Origin of the sequence: Siminovitchia jepli (assembly GCF_047228825.1) — a bacterium.
Classification (GTDB): Bacteria; Bacillota; Bacilli; order Bacillales; family Bacillaceae_C; genus Siminovitchia.
The window spans coordinates 1-21,111 of record NZ_JBFEGN010000032.1 but is presented as its reverse complement, the minus strand read 5'-3'; the positions used below and the strand labels follow the sequence as shown (position 1 = coordinate 21,111).

Below are 21,111 nucleotides of genomic sequence, written 5' to 3'. Positions count from 1 at the left end.
AATCTCCTTCCGCTTTGATCAAAAAAAGAGCCTCTTTTTAAAGAAGCTCTTATCTGCCCAGCTCAAATTCGGTTTTTAATTGTTTTGATTTCATTAAAGATGGCTCACCATAATATTTTTTAAATGCAAGGCAATCTATGACGTTTAATGGCTCAAAGTCCAATTGGATCATTTCCAGTTCATCCGTTGAATAATAACCGTTTATCGAAAAATCCGGGGCATAACCCTCCAGTTCATCTGCCGTTAAAAGATAGACGTTCATTTTATGGCAGCCATGGTCATGCCACCCTCTTAGCTCCAACTGGCCTTTTTTATCATAGCCGACCTCTAACGCATCCATTTCAACCGGTCCTATTTGGCCAATGCTTTTAATAAGATCCATTTCTTTCGGATTTCGGGCATCAATTAACTTTCCCCCATTTTCCCCGTCGTTCCAATGGTCTATCCTGCCGATAAGAGCAACGCCCGCTATAGAGAGCTCACCACGTTGTTCTAATTCTTCCTGAAAAAAATGATTGAAATGCCTTTTCTGTTCCATATACTCTTGATGAGAAAGTCGTTCGCCGGGAAGTCCGCCTTCCTTAAAATTGGAGAACAGTACTTTTTTCATTTTCTATCCTCCAACATTTGATCCTGATTCTCTCATCACCGGCTCCTGCCAATTCATCCAAAAGGATTTCCTGTACCTTTGCCTCTAGTAGAATACTCTTTGTTTCCATGTGGATGGGTATGAAGGCTGTTTCATTTTCTTCTATTATTTTTCTTAGGTTGCTTACAGTAGAACCAGCCGCATTTACAGCAACTTCTTTACCAATAATCGAAAAAACAACCGTTTCCCCGCGTATTTCCTTTACCAAACCTAACACCGCATCCATTTGCTTGCCATTTTGCTCAACTGTGATCTTCATAAAAATCTCTCCTCACCCATTATTTATCGTAATATCTCGAGTTCATCATCTTTTGGCTTTGTTCTTACTTTCGCCTTCCGGCGAGCTCCATTATTGATTTTCAATTCATTTTTAATATTCTTTTCTATCGAGGAAAAGGGAACTCTTTGTTCTGCTGCCATCAACGTTTGATTTTGTAATTTGAACGTCACTTGTAATTCATCACATTGATCCATTGCCAACCGGATAGCTTTGTCACTCCTGCTCATTTCATATTGGTCACCCTCACTTCTAGCCTTCAACTGATTCATTCTCCAAAAATGAATCGATCTTAATGATCCAATTTGTTCAATGATTAAAGCATGATCCGGACTTCTCTTTTCCATACAGTTCATCATAGACCACAACCTTTCCTATTATTGAAAAATGAAATAAAAAAAGAACTCCTTTCTTAAAAAAAGGAGTCCTCAAAAATAAAGATAGTATGGAAAGTGGTACTTATATTAATATTGTATCTGGGATATTATAAATTTTCGTACGGATGATGTACGCTAAATGTTCAATAATTATTCTACCTTTGTTGCATAACAGATCCCGATAATGGAGCAAGTTTGTCATATTTAGAGGTCAATTGAAAATTCAATTGTATCTGCTGTACGTTTAGCGGTCTCTTCGCCCAATAATTTTCCAACAACATATAATGCCATATTGATACCAGAGGATACACCAGCTGCAGTTATTACATTACCCGCGTCAACATATTTTACATTTTTTATAACATTAATATCTGAAAATGATTTTTCTAATAATCTTAACGCCGCTTTATTAGTCGTTGCCTTTTTGCCCTTAAGAACACCAGATTTAGCTAAAAATAGAGCACCAGTACAAACAGAAGTAATTAATTTGCTTTCATAGGATGCAATCCAATCAATAATTTTATTATTATTTGATACCTGCTCGATTGCTTTCATTGGACCACCTGGAACCACAATAAAGTCAAATGAAGGGCAATTATTAAAACTAAAATCGGGAGCCATTTTTAATCCATGATGAATTGTTACTTCTGTTCCATCTTCAGAAACTGTACTTACTTTAAACGGCTTCTCTTGCAGATCGTTTAAAAGTAACCTTTTTACGTCACTACGCTTATACGTACTCATATTGAAAACTTCATAAGGTCCAATAAAATCTAAAGCATCTACATAATCAAATAACAATATACCTACATGATATTGGTTTTGCATTATAAAACTCCTTTTTATACTCTCGCTAAATAGAGCAAGCCTTGCTTGTTATTCGGCATTATGGCCCGATTGGGGATATCCTTTGGAAACCTTATCCAAATGGGTAAAACGGTGCAACTTTATTCAAAACGATTAAACTTTTTTATAAACGGTTCATCTTTTTAAAAAACGATTCAACAAACTTCATTTCAAAGCCACACCTAATATGCATCCTCTCTACACTTAAGCCTTTAACTTAAGCCTTTGCAGTCTTAGTGCGTTGAGAACTACGGATACCGAACTGAATGCCATCGCAGCACCTGCAACCCAAGGGGCTAATAAGCCAATTGCTGCAATCGGAATTCCGATCGTATTGTAAATGAAAGCAAAGAACAGATTCTGTTTAATGTTCCGCATTGTTTTCCTGCTCATCATCATCGCATCCGCAACACTATTTAAATCTCCCCGCATGAGCGTAATGTCCGCTGCTTCTATGGCAATATCTGTTCCAGTCCCAACTGCCATACCAACATCCGCCATTGCAAGTGCAGGAGCATCATTAATCCCATCCCCGACCATCGCTACATGCTTGCCTTGTTCCTGAAGCTTTTTAATCTCTTCGCTTTTCTGTTCAGGCAAGACTTCTGCGATTACTTTAGATACTCCGACTTGCCGAGCAATCGCTTCTGCAGTTCGCTGGTTGTCTCCGGTAAGCATGATGACCTCCAGCCCCAACCCCAGCATTCTAGAAATGGCTTCCTTAGACGTCTCCTTCACTGTGTCGGCTACTGCGACAATACCTGCAAGTTTGTTATCCACAGCTATTAGCATTGCCGTTTTTCCGTCGCTCTCCAGTTTTTCCATCGTTGTTTCCAAGTCTAAAATCTCAATCTTATGCTTTCTCATTAATTTTCTTGTTCCGACTAAAATGTCCCTACCGTTTACTTTAGATCGAATTCCAAAGCCCGGCAACGCCTCAAATTCAGTTGTTTCAAGAAGGGTAATCCCTTTTTCTTTTACACCGTTCACGATTGCCTTAGCTAATGGATGCTCGGATTGGTTTTCAGCTGTTCCAATCAATTGAAGAACTTCTTCTTCCTTGAAGCCGTCAGTCACAAAAATATCGGTCAATGTAGGTTCACCTTTTGTAACAGTTCCTGTTTTATCTAAAACCACAGTATCTATTGACTGTGTATTCTCCAAATGTTCTCCGCCTTTAAATAAAAGCCCCATTTCAGCAGCCCTGCCCGAGCCTGCCATAATCGAAGTCGGTGTCGCTAAACCGAGTGCACATGGGCAAGCGATGACCAAAATGGAAATTGTGGGAATGAGAGCTGAACGGAAATCACCTGGTGAGATGAAGAAATACCAAATCAGGAATGTTACTACTGCAATCGCAACTACTATCGGTACAAAAACTCCAGAAATCTTATCAGCCAAACGCTGGATATCCGCCTTCGAACCTTGAGCTTCCTCAACAACTTTTACAATTTGCGCTAACGCCGAGTCTTTCCCAACTTTTGTGGCTTTTATGGTTAGAGATCCATTCTTATTGATTGTAGCGCCAATCACTGCGTCGCCAACGACTTTATCAATCGGGATACTTTCACCAGTAATCATCGATTCATCGATTGCGGAGTGCCCTTCTATGATTTCTCCGTCCACTGGTATCTTTTCACCTGGTCTGACTAAAATCGTATCCCCTGTAACAACTTCCTCAACAGGAATTTCCTTTTCAACGCCTTCCCTTAGAACCCGGGCTGTTTTAGCTTGCAAACCAAGTAGCTTTTGGATGGCCTGACTCGTCTTTCCTTTCGCACGTACTTCAAACAACTTGCCAAGTACAATGAGCGTGATAATGACAGCAGCCGCCTCAAAATACAGTTCGGGATGTCCTATACTACCTGCATTCATCCATTCAAATGCTAGATAGAGGCTATAGAAATAGGCAGCACTCGTTCCAAGTGCAACCAATACGTCCATGTTTGCACTTTTGTTACGAAGGGAATGATAGGCTCCTTTGTAAAATGATGCACCAACGATGAATTGTACCGGTGTTGCAAGCGCGAGCTGTACCCACGGATTCATAAGAATTTCGGGCAGATAGATAAAGGAGAGGAATTCAAAATGTGCAACCATCGTCCATAACAATGGAAACGTTAGAATGGCTGAGAAAATAAACTTCCTGTATTGCTTTTTTATTTCTTCTTCCTTATGATCCATCTTTTCTTTGTCATCTTGTTTTGGGATCAATTCATATCCCAGTTTTTTAACAGCCGCAATCATATCGGATGTTTGAACTTGCTTATCATCATATTCAACTGAAATCGTTTCTAAAGCAAAGTTAACGTTTGCGCTGGTTACACCATCCATCTTACTGATTCTTTTTTCAATCTTCGTCGCACATGCAGCACACGTCATGCCGGAAATATCAAACTCTGCCTTGTCATTCACAACTTCATATCCCATAGACTCAACTTTTTCTCTAAATTTCTTTACATCTGTTTTTCCGGGATCGTATGTTATTTTCGTTCTTTCAAGAGCTAAATTTACATTTGCCTCTTCGACCCCTTCAATTTTATTCAACCCTCTTTCAATTCTTGTTGCACATGCCGCGCAGGTCATCCCAGAAATTTTAAGGGTTGCTTCCTTTTGGTTCATGCTTATCACTCCAACTCTAATATACTGTAGCGGGGTATAATCATCTCAATAAATAAATCGTGCTAACCAACGGCACGATTTATTTATTGGATTTCTTATTTGGTTATGCTACATCGTATCCCTGATCTTCAATAACATCTTTAATATCCTTCAGGCTTACTGCATCTGAATTAAATGTAACATCAACTTTTCCTTCCTCAAGATTTACCTTAACAGATTGAACGCCGTTTATTTGACCTACATTCTGTTCAATGGAATTCACGCAATGCCCACAAGACATTCCTTGTACATTCAGTGTTATATGTTCCATAAAACGTTCCTCCTAAAATGTTTTATTTTCAAAACTTCTATCATTACATTATCCCGGTAGGGTAAATGGTTAAACCTTTTAACAAAGCGATAACCATAAACTACCAAGGTCTTTATCTGATTAAGTTGAAATATGGAATCTTCATACAGTTTCTTTCGTGTCTATTTTTTTACTCCCTGATATGATCTTTGTACACAGTCAGGTACTATAAAGGGTATTATTCATAATCATTTCGTCCCTTTCCCCTCCATTCAATATAGAATCATCTACCATTAACTACTTTTAAATTCAATTTACTATACCCCCGTTAGGTATGTCAATAATAAAGGGCCAATTTTACTGTCTTTAAACAGTATTACTTAGAAAACCGTTTAAATACTTCCATTAGTTCTTGAATGGCCTCTTCCCCATCCCCATCTTTTATCGCATCCGTTACACAGTGCCTTGTATGCTTTTCCAATAAATGCATTCCTACTTTATTCAAGGCAGCATTGATTGCAGAAATTTGAGTAAGAATATCAACACAATACCGGTCGTTCTCAATCATGCCTTGAATACCGCGAACTTGGCCTTCGATCCGTTTTAAGCGATTAATTAATTGCTCTTTTTCATTTGTTGACCTGTGTGTGACCTTTATTTCCTCATGTATATCCATGTAAATATCACCTTCATTTTTCTACTTTTTGATAATTCTTATTATACGTAACCAGGGTGTTTCGAATTCGTAACTGCTTATAAAGCTTATTCAAAATCTCATCCGTCTGTTTGACATAGGTCGACCATTGAATCTATATGAAAAACTTTATTTTTATCAGTCTTTACACTCAAATTACCATACCCCCGTGTGGTATGTCAATGTTTTTTTAGAATATGGTATGCTAATTCCTACATATTAGAACTGAGTACCAACAATCTTCTTTTTTTCTGCATAAATTCTCGATATCTCATTTGTAAAATATTTAGAGGTGGTGTCGTGTTTGAGAAAAATATCTATAAAAATTGGCCTGCTCTTTTTTTGTTTAATTTTTACGATGGAAGTATGCCTATTTTTCCTGTTGCACCAAAAAATTGCCCACACAAGAATTGATGAGGAATTGTCCGCATTGGTTACCAGAGGAAATAATCACCGTGATGTGCTGGAAACATACTACAATGAAGAGACAATCCACCATATCGCCTTAATGGAGGTAAAATCGGATACGGAAGTAGTAATCACTAACAATAAAGGGGAAATTATCATTTCCTCAACCGATATAACAAATCAAATTGGCCAGTTAATAAAAACAGAAAATAAGGATGTCCATAGGAACGGAGAAATTATTGAAAACGATTGGAAATCTAAGCCATATATTGCATCCGTCACCCCGTTTGAAACAGGGGTAGACAGCGGCTATGTTTATATGTTTAAAGACACAAGTCAAGTAAAACAATTAATTAAACAGCTAAATAGACACTTTCTCATTGCAGGAATCGCCACTTCTATCATTACAGCCATCATTATTCTAATTCTCTCAAGAATAATCGCAAGGCCTCTGATTAAAATGAAGGAGGCCACAAAGAAGCTAAGTAAAGGGAATTTTTCCATTCAGTTAGAAAATAAAAGCAATGACGAGTTGGGGGAACTTTCTGACTCCATTCAACGGCTTGCAAACGAACTAAATCATCTCAAAACCGAGCGGAATGAGTTTTTAGCCAGTATATCCCATGAACTAAGAACACCCTTAACCTATATCCAAGGATATGCGGATGTTGCTAAAAGAGATGATCTTAGCGTCTCAGAACGAGTCAATTACTTAAACATCATCACCGAAGAAGCAATAAAATTAACCACTCTAGTAACTGAATTAATGAATCTTGCCCAGTTGGATAACAATACCTTTACTATTCACAAAGAATCGTTTCCAATATGTGACTCTTTGAATAACATTTCTAAAACGATCATACCTTCTTTCCAGGAAGCAGGTGTTAAATTAGTTGTTATTTGTCCTAAGAACTATACAATTTCAGCAGATCCGATCCGCTTTGAGCAAATCTTAATCAACTTGCTAGAGAATGCCCGAAAATATTCCCCACGTGGAACTGTTACTACCGTAGAAGTTGAACAAGAAAACTCGGATTTAAGAATTTCCATCCGAGATAATGGAAAAGGCATTCCAAGTAAAGATCTTCCATTCATATTTGAACGATTTTATCGAGTTGATAAATCCCGCTCAAGGAACTTAGGTGGTACCGGACTGGGGTTAGCTATTGTGAAAGAGTTAATCAAAGCCCATCACTGGGAGATTGAAGTTTCCAGTGAGGTAAATAAAGGTACTACTTTTACGATAATAGCCAGAGGTGAGTAGACGATGCGAAAAATTTTAATTGTAGATGATGAAGAACGGATGCGGAACCTTATTTCACTTTATTTATCTCCGGCCGGGTTTGATTGTGTTCCTGTCTCTTCAGGTTCCGAGGCTTTAGAATTCCTATTGAAAAAGTCATGTGAATTGGTCATTCTTGATGTGATGATGCCTGATTTGGACGGATGGGAAACATGTAGGAAGATCAGGGAGATCTCTGATGTTCCAATCATTATGCTGACAGCCAGGACAGATAAAACCGATGTAGTCAAAGGGTTAAGTACAGGGGCGGACGATTATATTACAAAGCCCTTTGATTCGGGCGAGCTTCTTGCCCGAATAGAAGCCGTTTTTAGACGAACAAATCTAAAAGAAGATACAACACTTACCTTCAATGGCCTTAATTGGAATCCGGACTCTTATTCTTTAAGCTATGGGGATAAGCCCATTCAAGTGACTCCAAAAGAATTTTCTCTTATTGGTTTATTATTAAAATATCCGAACCGTGTATTCACAAGAGAGCAGCTTCTCACCATCATTTGGGGACTTGAAGCTGGTACGGAAGACAGAACGATCGATTCCCATATCCGTAACATCCGGGACAAATTAAGAAATGCCGGTTTTCCCATTGACGACCACCTTATAACAGTTTGGGGTATAGGGTATAAATGGGAAAATGAATAACGTGTTATAAAATCGAGGAGGAATATAATGAAGTTAATAAAACTAATCGGGCTCGCAATGACATCATTGATTCTTATTGCTGGCTGCTCACAGGCAAAGAAAGAATTCACTTATGAAAAGACAAATAAAACAATAGACCATATCCATGGTCTTGGGATTAAAGATAGCAATTTGTATATCGCAACTCATACCGGACTTATGAAACATGACGGCGAAAACTGGTATGCGACAACTGGCAATAACCATGATTATATGGGCTTCAGCATGACGAAAGAGGGCTTTTACTCCAGTGGCCATCCAATGGAAGGATCAGACTTAAAGAATCCACTTGGGCTTATCAAAAGTACCGATGACGGCAAGACGTTGGATAAGCTTGCTTTTTATGGGGAATCCGATTTTCATTACTTAACTGCCGGATTCGAATCCAACGCCATCTATGTCATTAATCAAGAACCAAATTCAGAGCTTAAAACCGGAATGTATTACACATTGGATGAAGGAAAAACATGGGAATCCAGCAAATTCTCCGGGATTGAATCCGACTCTATAGGCAATATTTCCGCTCATCCAAAAAAGGATAAAATAATTGCTGTTTCTACCAAGGATGGTCTCTACCTTTCAAAAGATTACGGAAACAATTTTGATCTTATCACGGACCCTTTCATGGTACCTGCTGTATTAACGCTTGATGATAGCATCATTTACTCCACCTTAGACGGCAAAGGCGTTCACCTGTTTAGCCAAAACTTAAACGATGAAACTCCGACCGAGATCTCAATTCCAGATCTCTCGGCAAATAATCCTATTATGTTTGTAACAGCAAACCATGAAAATCCCGATCAAATGGCAATCATTACTTATGCCAACGATATATTTATAACCAAAGATAAAGGTGAAAACTGGACAACGATTGCCAAGGAAGGAAAACTGGAATAAACCAACAATAAAAAGCAACAATCGGCCTCCAACAGTGGGGGCTTTTTCTGTCCCATCATATTCTTACAGATAAATGACAATTTCAAGCAACCATTAAACTCTTCACATTTCCTTTCATTTTTCTGCATTATTTCTCCATATCCAAGTGGAATAATAAAATAGAAGATAATTTAACACAGTAACTGGTAATATGCGATTAGAGACAAACTTTGTATTACGGTGTAACATCAAATTAAATGAATGGAGTGATCTCTGATGATGGGCGGTTATGGTTACGGGGGTATGATGGCCGGGTTTGGGATAATAGGGTATATCATTCATTTACTTTTTACTGGCGCTGTAGTTTATATCGCAGTAAAGCTGGCCATGAAAAAGTAAGAAATCTACACATACTGTTACTATGTAGTTATTATTCGGACACAACCTACAATTATCGATCAACAGGTGAAAACAATGAAAAAATCTATATTTAATCAGTCATTAAAAGTAAGCGGGGTTGCTTTTTTCTTGATATTAGCAGGATGTTCTTATAATCAAACACCCGATCAGAGCAACAATAGCAACTCGCTTCCCGTTGCAAAAGAGAATACCGTCTTGCCCATTCCTCCGCTGCTCGAAGATAAGAATCCAGCTGATGATGTGGCGGAGTTTTATTTAAAAGCCCAAAAATCAACGAAAACCTTTCTGTCGGGGGTCGAAACTGAGACATACGGGTATAATGGAGATTATTTGGGGCCTGTGATTAAAGTGAACAAAGGAGATCAGGTAAAAGTTCATATAGAAAACGGACTTGGCAATGAAGAAACCACAGTACACTGGCATGGATTGGAGGTTCCCGGAGATGCAGATGGCGGACCACATAATGTCATAAAGCCGAATCAAACCTTCTCCCCTTCATTTACGATTACACAGCCGGCAGCAACATTATGGTATCATCCCCACCTTCTTCATAAAACAGGGGAACAAGTTTACAAAGGATTAGCCGGGTTATTTTATATTGAAGATGAAGTCTCAAATAAGCTGAATATCCCAAAAACATATGGAGAAAATGATTTCCCAATCGTCATCCAAGATCGAAATTTAAGGCAAAACGGCCAATTAACCTATGATCTCAATATGATGTCGGTGATGCACGGGATGCAGGGAGATACGCCCCTTGTGAACGGTGCCTTCCACCCTTATCTCGAAGTCCCCAAAGGAAAAGTGCGCCTGAGGCTCCTGAATGGATCGAATGCCCGGATATTTCAATTGAAATTTAGTAATAATGATGGCTTTTGGCAAATTGCCAGTGACGGCGGTTTTCTTGAAAAACCGGTGAAGATGAATCAAGTAATATTAGGGCCGGCCGAAAGAGCGGAAGTCATTGTTGATTTTTCACCCTATAAACAAGGAGATAAAGTTCAACTCTTTGACCAGGATATAAGCCTTATGAATTTTGTTGTAGAAAACGAATCTAAAGGAGTGGCCGAAATTCCTGACAAGCTTACGGATATAGAAGAGATCAATCCGTCTAAAGCGACTGTGACAAGAACGTTTGCTTTCCAAGGTATGGGAAAGGCCGTTAACATCAATGGCAAACAAATGGACATGGATCGTATTGATGAAGAGGTTGAGAGAGGGGCAACCGAAATATGGGAGATTACAAACACTGATAGCGGAATGATGGGTGGGATGATGGGTGGAATGGGAATGGCGCATCCTTTCCATGCACATGGTGTACAGTTTCAAATTCTTGAAAGAAACGGGAAAAAGCCGCCTGAAAATGAACGGGGTTGGAAAGATACGATACTTTTGATGCCTGGTGAAAAAGTAAAAACGATTGCAACCTTTAATAAAGATGGATTGTTCATGTACCACTGCCACATCTTGGAACACGAAGATGCCGGGATGATGGGGCAGTTTAGGGTTAATTAGAGTAACGACACCAATCAAGTAAATTTAAAAGGCAGATAGATTTCAGTTAGCCGGTTTCTATCTGCCAATTTAGCCTATCTCCCCCTATCTCCCCAGATTCACTCATATTATGAGCGAATCTGGGGATTATCTATTGTTTAAATCCAGCAAACCCAACCATGTCTTTGTTCAAACTGTTTCTCCAAATGAGTCTGATAACTATTTTTTCTTTTTTGTTGCTACCGTTCTCTCATTAAATTTAAATTGATTCGTTTATTTATTCATTTCGGCAAAATGTTCAGTCAAACGAACAAGATTTGATACAAAGCCATATTCGCTATCATACCAAGAAACAGTTTTAATAAGCTGATGATCACCATTTTCAACGATATCTGTTAATGTTGAATCAAAAACAGCGCCGGCTGAAGTTCCAACAACGTCTGAGGACACAATTGGTTTGTCAGAGTATTCAAATGAAGAATTTGCTGCTTCTTTCATTGCTTTATTTACTTCTTCAATTGTTGCTTCTTTTTCTAAATTTGTATAAAATTCCACTAATGCTCCACCTAAGAGTGGCACTCTCACAGCTGTACCATCGACAATTCCGTCTAATTCAGGAATGACTTTTCCAACAGCTTTTGCAGCCCCAGTAGAGGTTGGAATTGCATTCATCGCTCCTGCACGCCCTCGTCTCATGTCCTTATTGGGGCTATCATGCAATTTTTGCGAAGGTGTATAGGCTTTAACTGTAGTCATATAACCAGTTAAAATTCCAAAGCTATCATGTAAAACTTTCGCCACAGGGGCTAAGCAATTGGTTGTACAAGAGGCAGAAGAAATGATTTTGTCATCTTTTGTAATAATGTCCTCATTAACACCGTAAACAATCATCTTTGTTTCCTTAACTGCTGGAGCAGTAATAATTACTCTTTTAGCACCTGCATCCAGATGTGCTTGAGCCTTATTAGCAGTTGTATAAAAACCGGTTGCCTCTAATACGATGTCGATTTCCAATTCACCCCATGGCAGATCTCTTGCATCTGATTCCTGATAAACTTTTATTTCACTGCCATCAACGACCAAGACATTTTCCCGCAACTCAACTTCATGTTTTAATCGACCATAAGTTGTGTCAAATTCTAATAAATAAGCTAAGTTTTCAGCATTAGCTAAATCATTAACAGCAACTAGTTCCAGTTCCGTATTCGTGTCTAACAATCTTCTTAATGTTGTCCTTCCTACACGTCCAAATCCATTAATAGCTATTCTTGCCGTCATTCCGTCTCCTCCATCAATAAAGTAACTTCGTTACTTTCAGGTATCTCCTAAAAATCAACGGGAAAATTTTTCACAAGTTGAATGTATTTTTCCATATGCTTCATTAGATTAAACATTATTCTACTTTTACCTGTCCCATCATGCCATTGTCTTCGTGTTCCAGATTATGACAATGGAACATATACACGCCCTTATGCTTAAATTGTATCGCTATTTTCACTGTCTCATCCGGGTGAATAGAAACGCTGTCTTTCCAGCCCCGTTCATTTTCCGGTGGCTCCTCTCCATTTCTGGAAAGTATTTTAAATTGAGCGCCGTGAATGTGGAACGGATGTATCATTCCGCCCATTTCGTCCGGTTTATTGTATATTTCCCATACTTCAGTTTCCCCTTGCTGTTGTGTGAAATCAATTCTTTCTGGGTCAAATTTCTTTCCATTTATTTCAACCTGGTCCATCATCCCAAAGAGTTCCACCTTCTTTGTGACTGGCAAGTTCTCCTCTTCTTCTGTAATTGAAAAATGATTCATCTTTCCTGGAATCTCGCTATTCTCTCCGCTCTGATCAGTAACCTCAAATGGCAAAAGAATAGATCCATCCTCATTTATTAGCGCCAACTCATTTTCTGCATCAAGCTTTGAAAAGTCTATAACGATCTCTGCCCGTTCAGATGGGGTAAGTGTAATTTCTTTTAGCGTTACCGGTTCATTTAAGAACCCCCCATCCGTTGCGATTTGAACAAAGGAATCCCCAGTATTCAATTTAAATGTGTAATTTCTTGCATTAGATCCATTTAATAAACGGAGACGAACTTTCTCTTTGTTTACAGTCAACTTCGGGTTCAACGTTCCATTGATCAATAACGTATCACCGATTGTTCCGTCATCATTCCTTGCAGCGCTGTAATTCAATTGTTTCTTATCATCAAATGTTTTATCTTGAAAAATCAAGGGAATATCATTCTTCCCATACTCATTTGGCAATCCAAGACTCTTAGAGTTGTCATCTTCAATGTAAATCAATCCCGCGAGTCCATTATATACCTGTTCGGCGGTTTTTCCTTCTGGATGGGGATGGAACCATAGCGTTGACGCTTCCTGCTCCACTTTAAATTCGATCACCTTTTCTTCTCCTGGTTTTAGAACTGCATGCGGTCCGCCATCTGCGCTACCCGCTACTTCTAGCCCGTGCCAATGAAAAGTTGTCTCCTCATCTAACTCATTGACCGTTTTAACTTTAACAGTATCACCTTTCTCTAAACGAATCATCGGTCCCAAAAATGACCCGTTGTATCCATATGTTACCGTTTCAGTACCATCGAATATTTCCGTTTTTCCTTTTTGTGCCCGAACAGTGTATGCGGCCCCTTCTTCATCATCAGGCTCCAGTACGGAAGGGATGTTCAATTTATTTTCCCCGGTAGAGTCGTTTAAAGGCATCACCTCATCATGACTCATATGTTCATTTTCCATCTTGTCTTGATCCATAGCAGAATGATCCATTTCTTTATTCATATTGGAATGGTCTTCTTCTTCGACAGACTTTGAGCTATTGCTGCTGCACCCGCTGATGACCAGTAAACTAATCATAAATGCAGTAATCTTAGTTTTTATTCCCATTAATGATTCCCCTCTTCTCTAGATGATTCTCTTGTAGGATAACAAAAAAATATGAAGAATTTATGCATTTACATTGATATATATATGATTATTTTCATAATAAACGAAGTCATTTTGAAGCTTTGGGGGGAACTCTAAAGAAATGATGTTTGCGGCTATACAGTATGTTGTTAGTTAACTTATGTGGTGATTGTGTGAAAGTTAAATGTTTAGCTCCCTACTCAATATAATGTTATGCTTTCCTTGCCAGCGTCTTTATTTATCAAAACAAAAAAGGTGGAACCCATGGAGAATAATGATCTTCTTCAAAGTGAGTTGGAAGAGTTAGAGTGTATGGAAGAATGCGATTCGGATGTTCTTGTAGCCGAATTGACAAAAAACCAGCAAAATATGAAAACAAATAGCCAACTTTATTATGACCAGATACAAGATCAATCATGGATCGAACATTATTATTGTGATATTTCTTTTGAAAATACCCCATCAAGCCGGCTATATCAAGAGTTACAGGAGCTTGTAATCAAAACCCATAAATATAAGCATCCTTATTATGTAAGTAAAGATCAGTACCTTTACACATGGGTCGACCTCCAACCAAATGGACAACTTAAAAACATATATTCAGGTGTACAAAAAGACCCTAAAACAGTTATCAAAGAAGATTTCGAAACGATTCAAAAACGGTTTGAGCAGTATCGAAAACTCATTGTTGCGCAAAGGTTCTCAGATAAAGAGATTGAAAAACAGGTTCGAAGGGTTTCCAGCCAATATAAATTTAATGCTGAACATGTTGTGCCCCAATCTTGGTTTAAGGCCAGTGAACCGATGAAAGGTGATTTACACCATCTATTCGCTTGTGAGCCGGAGTGTAACAGTATCCGGTCCAATTTTCCGTACCACGAATTCAAATCCCAATCGCCCTCCGTAAGACTTCGTAACCATTGCGGCTTGCATGATATAGGGCGCTTTGAACCTGAATACGGAAAAGGGGCTGTTGCGCGGGCAACACTTTATTTTTTATTGCGTTATCCTAATAAAATTTTACGAAGATATAAAAAAGCCATAAACCTGCCGATATTGGTCAAATGGCATGAGAAATTCCCTGTTACCAACTACGAGAAGCATAGAAATAAAACCATTTTTGAAATTCAAGGAAATCGAAATCCATTCATTGATTTTCCCGATTTAACAAAGACAATTGGCATTAACAATTGGAAATATTGAATAAAAATTCGCGTGCTAATAAATGCACGCGAATTTTCTATTTAGCTGTATCCATTAATTCTTTAAGACGTTCCCGATATTCCTCAACACTAATTTCTCCTTTTGCATATCGCTGCCTTAATATATCAACTGCACTGTCTGCGTGATTTGATTTTTCGTTCGGCGATAATTTACGAATAGCATAAATCACTAGCCAGATCACTAGACCCCAGAATATTAGCATCATGATTCCGCCGCCCATCATCATTGGAAAATAGTTGCCCCAATGGCCTCCGTTTTGCCACATCATTTGATTGCCTCCTTAAAGGGTAATTAAATCAATCAATTTTTAGCATCTTCGCATTAATCGCTACAATGATCGTGCTTAGCGACATAAGTATTGCCCCAAATGCCGGACTTAACACAATGCCTAACGATGGATAAAGAACTCCGGCTGCAATAGGAATCGCAGCTATATTATACCCGGCAGCCCACCACAAATTTTGTACCATTTTTCGATAGGTGGCTTTCGAAAGTTTGATAATATTCAATACATCCATTGGATTGCTTTTGACCAGAACGACATCTGCTGTTTCAATTGCGACATCGGTTCCTGTACCGATAGCTATCCCCAGATCCGCTTTTGCAAGGGCGGGTGCATCATTGACTCCGTCCCCTGTCATCGCAGTCCTAAGCCCCTCTTTTGTCTGTATATGGACGATTTTATCTGACTTTTCATGAGGAAGCACTTCGGCAAAGATTTCATCCATGCCAAGTTTAGCTCCAACATACTGCGCCACCTTGGCATTGTCCCCTGTCAGCATGATGGATTTAATATTAATATCTTTCAGCTTATTAATTGCCTCTTTGGCTGTATCACGTATGATATCTGCAAGGGCAATCATGCCGGCTATTTCCCCATTGACCAAGGTAAAGACGACTGTCTTCCCTTCCGCAGACCACTCGTTGAAAGGTCCTTCATTGATTGCAAGATTTTGAGAACGCACGTATCCCGGGCTCACAACCATCACTTCTTTTCCATCTACTTCCCCTTGTAATCCTTTACCTGTAAGAGATTGGAAGTTGCTTACCGGAGGGATTGAAAGTTGCCTTTCTTTAGCTGATTTAAGAACACCACGGGCAATCGGATGTTCCGAATGGGACTCCACCGCAGCAGCCAAAGATAATATTTCCTCTTCTGTATATGGACTGGAAGCAGAAATATTCGTCACTCCGAATTCTCCGCGGGTTAATGTTCCAGTTTTATCAAAAACAACTGCTTCGATAAACCGGGCATTTTCAAATGAAGCCCGGTTTCTAATCAATAGACCTTTCTTTGCAGCAATTGAAGTAGAGACGGCCACGACGAGCGGTGCTGCAAGCCCCAGCGCGTGCGGACAGGCAATAATTAAGACCGTGACCATTCTTACGATAGCAAAAGAAACGGGATATCCGAGAGACACCCAGATAACAAAGGTAAGCAATCCAGCTGCAAGGGCTCCGTAAAACAGCCACTTGGCTGCCCGGTTTGCAAGATCCTGGGCTTTGGATTTAGACTCTTGGGCTTCTTTAACCAGTTTGATCACCTGAGAAAGATACGTCTCCTCACCGGTCTTCTTTATCGCTATAATTAAAGAGCCTTCTCCATTCACTGATCCGCCTATCGCCTCGTCACCTGTTTCCTTTTCGACCGGCACGGATTCTCCTGTAAGCATCGACTCGTCAATAGTAGATTTTCCTTCAATGATTTCTCCATCAACAGGGACTTTCTCCCCGGGCCTTACCAAAACACGATCCCCATGACGCAGTTCCGTAATATCAACGACCTTTACATTGCCGTCTTCATCTATAATACTGGCTTCCGAAGGCATGAGCTTTGCCAGTTCCTCCAAGGCCTTCGAGGCTCCCATGACAGAGCGCATTTCGATCCAATGGCCAAGAAGCATAATATCAATTAATGTGGCCAGCTCCCAGAAAAAATCCTCTCCCGCCAGGCCAAATGCCGCTGCCGAACTATAAACATAGGCGACAACAATCGCCAGTGAAATGAGCGTCATCATTCCCGGACTTTTATCTTTTATCTCATCTTTTGCCCCAGTTAAAAATGGCCATCCCCCATAGAAAAAGACGATGGATGAAAGTGCAAACAATATGTACATATCACCGGAAAAACGCCAATTGACATCCAAAAACATTTGAATCATGGGGGATAAAATCAAAATGGGAATGGTAATGATTAGCGAAATATAAAAACGCTTTTTAAAGTCCTCTACCATGTGGGCATGATGGTCATGATGCCCCATATGTCCTCCGTGCGAATGGTGATCGTGCCGGCTTGAGTGTTCACCATGTGAATGGTGATGATCGCCATCGTGTAGCGTATTGGTATTATGATGCTTGTTAAAGTGTTCGTGATTATGCTTGTCCATTTGCTTGGTTCTCCTTTTTTTATATTTACCACATTTTACATGTAATTTGTCCAGAAAGTATGCAGATTGACCAGCTTTAAAATTAAATGGGTCAGTGATGGAGACCAGGAGGAGTGATTGGTTTTGAAATAAATGGTGTCAAGGAATATAAGAAAAAACAAAGGAGTACAAATAGCGTTCCAATAATAAATGGGTTTTGATATATACGGAAGAAAATAAGTTGTTTATTTCCGCATTTCAAAATCTCATTAATGAGTAGAAAGCATATGGATAAGGCTATTGTAAACATGATCATAACCGTTTTATCCCAATCCTCAGGCTTTATCATTTCACCAAGCATGGCTCCCATCATTCCGGCCATTACCCCCGACAGAACTCCATCTAATAGTGCAAGAAAGGAATAAAAACTGCCGAAGACGGCGCCCGCTAATACTCCCGTACCCATACCAATAACAGTAGATAACAGTAAATCACCTTGAAATAGGATTCCCAGTAATGTTCCAAAGAATAAACCTGCTCCCATTGCCATAGACATCGCAAACATCATACCATGCATGGCCGTTACCTTTTTTCTAACGAAAAAAGCGCCAATTCCAACGGCAGCTAAACATGTCAATAATACCAAAGTAAGTAAAATCAAGCCTATAGTCATCCGTATCATCTCCATAACTTTGTACAAGTATATGGGATGAAAAAGATGATTTAGCACAACATATCCACTTACATTTAAAATGTCATAAAAAATGCAGAGTTTCTGCATACATTATGGGACTATATCCCAACGACAACGAAAAGCGGTCTATATCTTGGCCCGGCATTAGGGAGATTCCAGCCTGTCCTTTCTGGAATTGCGTATACAACAAACGGTTCATTTTCACATTCTAATAATTCAAAAACAACTTAGAGACATCGCTGTCTGTATAAGTTGATAGGTTAAAGACTTTGTAAGAGCCGGTAAACCCATTGTGTCAACGTCATTAAAAGGCAAGATTACACATGGGTTTGTTTTAATTTTTTTTATTCAGCTCCTTTTCTTTTTGAATACCCAAAGGGGGTATAAGCAAACATCCTTTGGCTATTTTTCTTAATAGGATATATGAATCTACCTTTATCTGTTTTAGTTATAGGTTCACTATGCAGCGGTTTAATGTCAGTTAAAAATCCCATCTCTATTTAAGGATTTCCTATAATCAGTGATCTTCGGCTTGACTAGCCAAACCATGTTCATACGTTTGTCGCTCTTTCTCCATTAAAAGTTGATATGTTTTAAATACAATAATAGCGACCAATCATTTAGAGTATTTAAACTGGAGGCGTATATGATGAAAAAGATGCTGTTACCTTTTCTTTTCTTAAGTATCATGGCGATATTAGCGGCGTGTGGCGAAAATAATTCAAATGATACAGTGGAGAAGGCAGAGGATACTGGTGCTTCAGAGGAAGCCGGCACAGGCAATGTAATTGATATCACAGCAACCAATTTTGAATTTGACAAAGACGTTTATACCGTACAATCCGGTGAGGAAGTTAAAATTAAACTGTCAAATAAAGAAGGAATGCATGGAATTGCAATCGAAGGCACCGATGTAAATATTAACGGTGATGGTGAGGCAACTTTTACCCCAGAAAAACCTGGAGAATATACGATTTATTGTAGTATTCCTTGCGGGGCAGGTCATGCTGATATGAAGTCGACTTTAGTTGTGGAATAATAGAGACCCCGGTGGGAGCCTTTTAACAGGCTCCCTATTTAGTCCTTAATTGGGGTTGTTACTTGTTCCCTAATAATAAACGGATGGTTGACCCCGCTTTTACCTTTTCTCCTGCTTCAGGCGATTGGTTTATCACGAAATCCCCTTGGCCAGTAGCATCAATTTTCAAATCATAGAAGCTTTCGTGAATTTCTTTCTTACTTTTACCGATCAGATTAGGTATAACAATTAATTTCTCATCTAACCAAGTACGATCTTTTTCTATTTGATTTTTTCGTTTTTGCACTCCCATCGAGCTTAAGCTATCCTCAATGATCGTACCAACTATTGGTGCTGAAACTACTCCGCCAAACTGCAAAGTGTCTTTTGGATGATCTATAGCCACATAAACAACAATTTGGGGATCATCTGCTGGAGCAAAGCCAATAAAAGACACAATATAATTGTTTTTTAAATACTTCCCATCTACAACCTTCTGTGCAGTTCCCGTCTTACCTCCCACACGATATCCTTCCACGTATGCATTCTTTCCCGTTCCTTTAGCAACAACATTTTCCAGTGCATAGCGGACTTGCTTTGATGTTTCTTCTGAAATCACCCTGTGTTTAAGCTGAGGAGTTGTTCTGCTGATGACTTTAGATGTTTTTGGGTCTAACCACTCTTTTGCCAAATACGGCTTATAGAGATAACCCCCATTTATCGCTGCTGAAACTGCAGCCACTTGTTGAATTGGAGTAACGGAAACTCCCTGACCAAAAGCGGTTGTTGCAAGCTCAACGGGACCTACACGATCTAATGGAAATAATATGCCTGTCCCTTCCCCCTGTAAATCTATTCCTGTTTTTTTACCAAACCCAAATTCATCAATATAGTAAAATAATTTTTCCTTCCCTAGCCGTTGCCCTAGTAAAACGAAGCCAGGATTACTCGAGTTTTGCACTCCTTCAAGAAAAGTTTGCTGCCCGTGCCCCCCTCTTTTCCATGAACGAATACGTTGTCCATCCACCATGATAAATCCCGGATCGAAAAAACTATCCTTCTCTAAATCTACAACTTTTTCCTCAAGCGCTGATGCCAAAGTAATTATTTTGAAGGTTGAACCGGGTTCGTATTGACTCCATATCGGGTAATTTCGGTTAAATACCTCAACAGGCACTTCTTTATATTTCGCTGGATTAAAGTCAGGTCTATTTGACATTGCCAAAATTTCCCCTGTGCTGGGATCCATGGCAATTGCCAATGCTCCATCTGGACTATACTTTGCAACAGCATTATCAAGTTCTCTATCCACGATAGACTGAATTTTGCTATCTATTGTCAACTTTAGATGGTTTCCATCATTCGGCGGCTTATACTCATCATTTAAAGAGGGTATTTTATTCCCCTTTGCATCCGAATAGAATGAAACTCTGCCCTTCTCCCCTCTTAATTGTTTGTCGTAAAACAGCTCAAGCCCCATTAGTCCTTGATTGTCTGCACCGACAAATCCAAGTACGTGGGAAAGGCTATTTCCGTATGGATAATAGCGTTTACTGTCTTCTCCAATAAACAGCCCCGGCGCCTTCAACTTCTTAATTTTTTGGGCCTGTTCGTCTGATATCTTCCTTCCATAAGGCTGGATTCTAACGATAGACTCACGTTTTGTGATTTGTCGATAAATATCCTCTTTTTTCCCATTTAAAATCAGCTCAAGCTTCTCAGCCAGGTGAGCAGGATCTTTCACTTGCCTTGGGATGACAAAAACTGTGGGGGCACTCTCATTTTGGACAAGGGGTATTCCGTTTCGATCAATGATTTCACCACGTTTTCCTTCAAAAGGAATATCACTGTAAAGAATCACTTTGTTCCGTCAAAAACAGGCCTTCTTTATTCAAATTCCTTCAGCGTGATTTCTGTACTTCCCTGAAATAATATGCTAAATTTTTTGCATATTAC

The 21,111-nt window shown here is 39.3% G+C and carries 20 protein-coding genes; 7 read left to right on the top strand and 13 right to left on the bottom strand.

Features of this window, described 5'->3' with window-relative positions:
* Positions 1-49: 49 nt before the first annotated feature.
* The 7 genes from AB1L08_RS11970 to AB1L08_RS11940 form a co-directional block, all read right to left on the bottom strand.
* Positions 50-610, bottom strand: coding sequence for a hypothetical protein (locus tag AB1L08_RS11970; RefSeq protein WP_413064892.1), 561 nt, complete (start codon positions 608-610; stop codon positions 50-52).
* On the bottom strand, positions 582-908 hold the full coding sequence (locus AB1L08_RS11965) for a hypothetical protein (protein WP_413064891.1): 327 nt from the start codon (positions 906-908) through the stop codon (positions 582-584). The genes AB1L08_RS11970 and AB1L08_RS11965 overlap by 29 nt, the downstream gene beginning before the upstream one ends.
* Before the next feature lie 23 nt (positions 909-931).
* Positions 932-1,285, bottom strand: coding sequence for a hypothetical protein (locus AB1L08_RS11960; RefSeq protein WP_413064890.1), 354 nt, complete (start codon positions 1,283-1,285; stop codon positions 932-934).
* A 222-nt stretch (positions 1,286-1,507) separates the two neighbouring features.
* Positions 1,508-2,131 carry a DJ-1/PfpI family protein gene (locus tag AB1L08_RS11955; protein WP_413064889.1) on the bottom strand — a complete coding sequence of 208 codons (624 nt, stop codon included), beginning with the start codon at positions 2,129-2,131 and terminating at the stop codon, positions 1,508-1,510.
* Positions 2,132-2,353: 222 nt separating this feature from the next.
* The gene (locus tag AB1L08_RS11950) at positions 2,354-4,771 is read right to left on the bottom strand and encodes a heavy metal translocating P-type ATPase (protein ID WP_413064888.1); all 2,418 of its coding nucleotides are present in this window, start codon (positions 4,769-4,771) and stop codon (positions 2,354-2,356) included.
* Positions 4,772-4,874: 103 nt separating this feature from the next.
* Positions 4,875-5,081 carry a copper chaperone CopZ gene (gene copZ, locus AB1L08_RS11945; RefSeq protein ID WP_413064887.1) on the bottom strand — a complete coding sequence of 69 codons (207 nt, stop codon included), beginning with the start codon at positions 5,079-5,081 and terminating at the stop codon, positions 4,875-4,877.
* Between the two features lie 355 nt (positions 5,082-5,436).
* Positions 5,437-5,736, bottom strand: coding sequence for a metal-sensing transcriptional repressor (locus AB1L08_RS11940; RefSeq protein WP_413064886.1), 300 nt, complete (start codon positions 5,734-5,736; stop codon positions 5,437-5,439).
* Positions 5,737-6,049: 313 nt separating this feature from the next.
* Between AB1L08_RS11940 and AB1L08_RS11935 the strand changes: the two genes are divergently transcribed.
* The 5 genes from AB1L08_RS11935 (at position 6,050) to AB1L08_RS11915 (ending at position 10,957) form a co-directional block, all read left to right on the top strand.
* Positions 6,050-7,426, top strand: coding sequence for a HAMP domain-containing sensor histidine kinase (locus tag AB1L08_RS11935; RefSeq protein WP_413064885.1), 1,377 nt, complete (start codon positions 6,050-6,052; stop codon positions 7,424-7,426).
* 3 nt (positions 7,427-7,429) lie between these two features.
* Positions 7,430-8,107 (top strand): response regulator transcription factor, encoded by a 678-nt coding sequence (locus tag AB1L08_RS11930; protein ID WP_413064884.1) that lies wholly within the window; start codon positions 7,430-7,432, stop codon positions 8,105-8,107.
* 27 nt (positions 8,108-8,134) lie between these two features.
* Complete coding sequence (locus tag AB1L08_RS11925) at positions 8,135-9,043, top strand: F510_1955 family glycosylhydrolase (protein WP_413064883.1); 909 nt, start codon at positions 8,135-8,137, stop codon at positions 9,041-9,043.
* A 255-nt stretch (positions 9,044-9,298) separates the two neighbouring features.
* On the top strand, positions 9,299-9,421 hold the full coding sequence (locus AB1L08_RS11920; RefSeq protein ID WP_413064882.1) for a hypothetical protein: 123 nt from the start codon (positions 9,299-9,301) through the stop codon (positions 9,419-9,421).
* 75 nt (positions 9,422-9,496) lie between these two features.
* Positions 9,497-10,957 carry a multicopper oxidase family protein gene (locus AB1L08_RS11915; RefSeq protein WP_413064881.1) on the top strand — a complete coding sequence of 487 codons (1,461 nt, stop codon included), beginning with the start codon at positions 9,497-9,499 and terminating at the stop codon, positions 10,955-10,957.
* A gap of 252 nt (positions 10,958-11,209) precedes the next feature.
* On the opposite strand, the gene gap is transcribed toward AB1L08_RS11915, so the two are convergent.
* Complete coding sequence (gap, locus tag AB1L08_RS11910) at positions 11,210-12,214, bottom strand: type I glyceraldehyde-3-phosphate dehydrogenase (protein ID WP_413064880.1); 1,005 nt, start codon at positions 12,212-12,214, stop codon at positions 11,210-11,212.
* Between the two features lie 115 nt (positions 12,215-12,329).
* Positions 12,330-13,832, bottom strand: a complete 1,503-nt coding sequence (locus AB1L08_RS11905; RefSeq protein ID WP_413064879.1) for a multicopper oxidase family protein — start codon at positions 13,830-13,832, stop codon at positions 12,330-12,332.
* Between the two features lie 285 nt (positions 13,833-14,117).
* Here AB1L08_RS11905 and AB1L08_RS11900 point away from each other — a divergent pair, with 285 nt between their 5' ends.
* Positions 14,118-15,056 (top strand): endonuclease I family protein, encoded by a 939-nt coding sequence (locus tag AB1L08_RS11900; RefSeq protein WP_413064878.1) that lies wholly within the window; start codon positions 14,118-14,120, stop codon positions 15,054-15,056.
* Between the two features lie 37 nt (positions 15,057-15,093).
* On the opposite strand, the gene AB1L08_RS11895 is transcribed toward AB1L08_RS11900, so the two are convergent.
* The 3 genes from AB1L08_RS11895 to AB1L08_RS11885 form a co-directional block, all read right to left on the bottom strand.
* Positions 15,094-15,345 carry an SHOCT domain-containing protein gene (locus AB1L08_RS11895; RefSeq protein WP_413064877.1) on the bottom strand — a complete coding sequence of 84 codons (252 nt, stop codon included), beginning with the start codon at positions 15,343-15,345 and terminating at the stop codon, positions 15,094-15,096.
* Between the two features lie 28 nt (positions 15,346-15,373).
* The gene (locus AB1L08_RS11890; protein ID WP_413064876.1) at positions 15,374-17,464 is read right to left on the bottom strand and encodes a copper-translocating P-type ATPase; all 2,091 of its coding nucleotides are present in this window, start codon (positions 17,462-17,464) and stop codon (positions 15,374-15,376) included.
* 91 nt (positions 17,465-17,555) lie between these two features.
* Complete coding sequence (locus AB1L08_RS11885; protein WP_413064875.1) at positions 17,556-18,116, bottom strand: hypothetical protein; 561 nt, start codon at positions 18,114-18,116, stop codon at positions 17,556-17,558.
* Between the two features lie 670 nt (positions 18,117-18,786).
* Between AB1L08_RS11885 and AB1L08_RS11880 the strand changes: the two genes are divergently transcribed.
* On the top strand, positions 18,787-19,176 hold the full coding sequence (locus tag AB1L08_RS11880; RefSeq protein ID WP_413064874.1) for a cupredoxin domain-containing protein: 390 nt from the start codon (positions 18,787-18,789) through the stop codon (positions 19,174-19,176).
* Between the two features lie 58 nt (positions 19,177-19,234).
* Here the strand turns inward: AB1L08_RS11880 and AB1L08_RS11875 are convergent, their stop codons facing one another.
* Positions 19,235-21,016, bottom strand: coding sequence for a stage V sporulation protein D (locus AB1L08_RS11875; protein WP_413064873.1), 1,782 nt, complete (start codon positions 21,014-21,016; stop codon positions 19,235-19,237).
* Positions 21,017-21,111 lie beyond the last annotated feature (95 nt).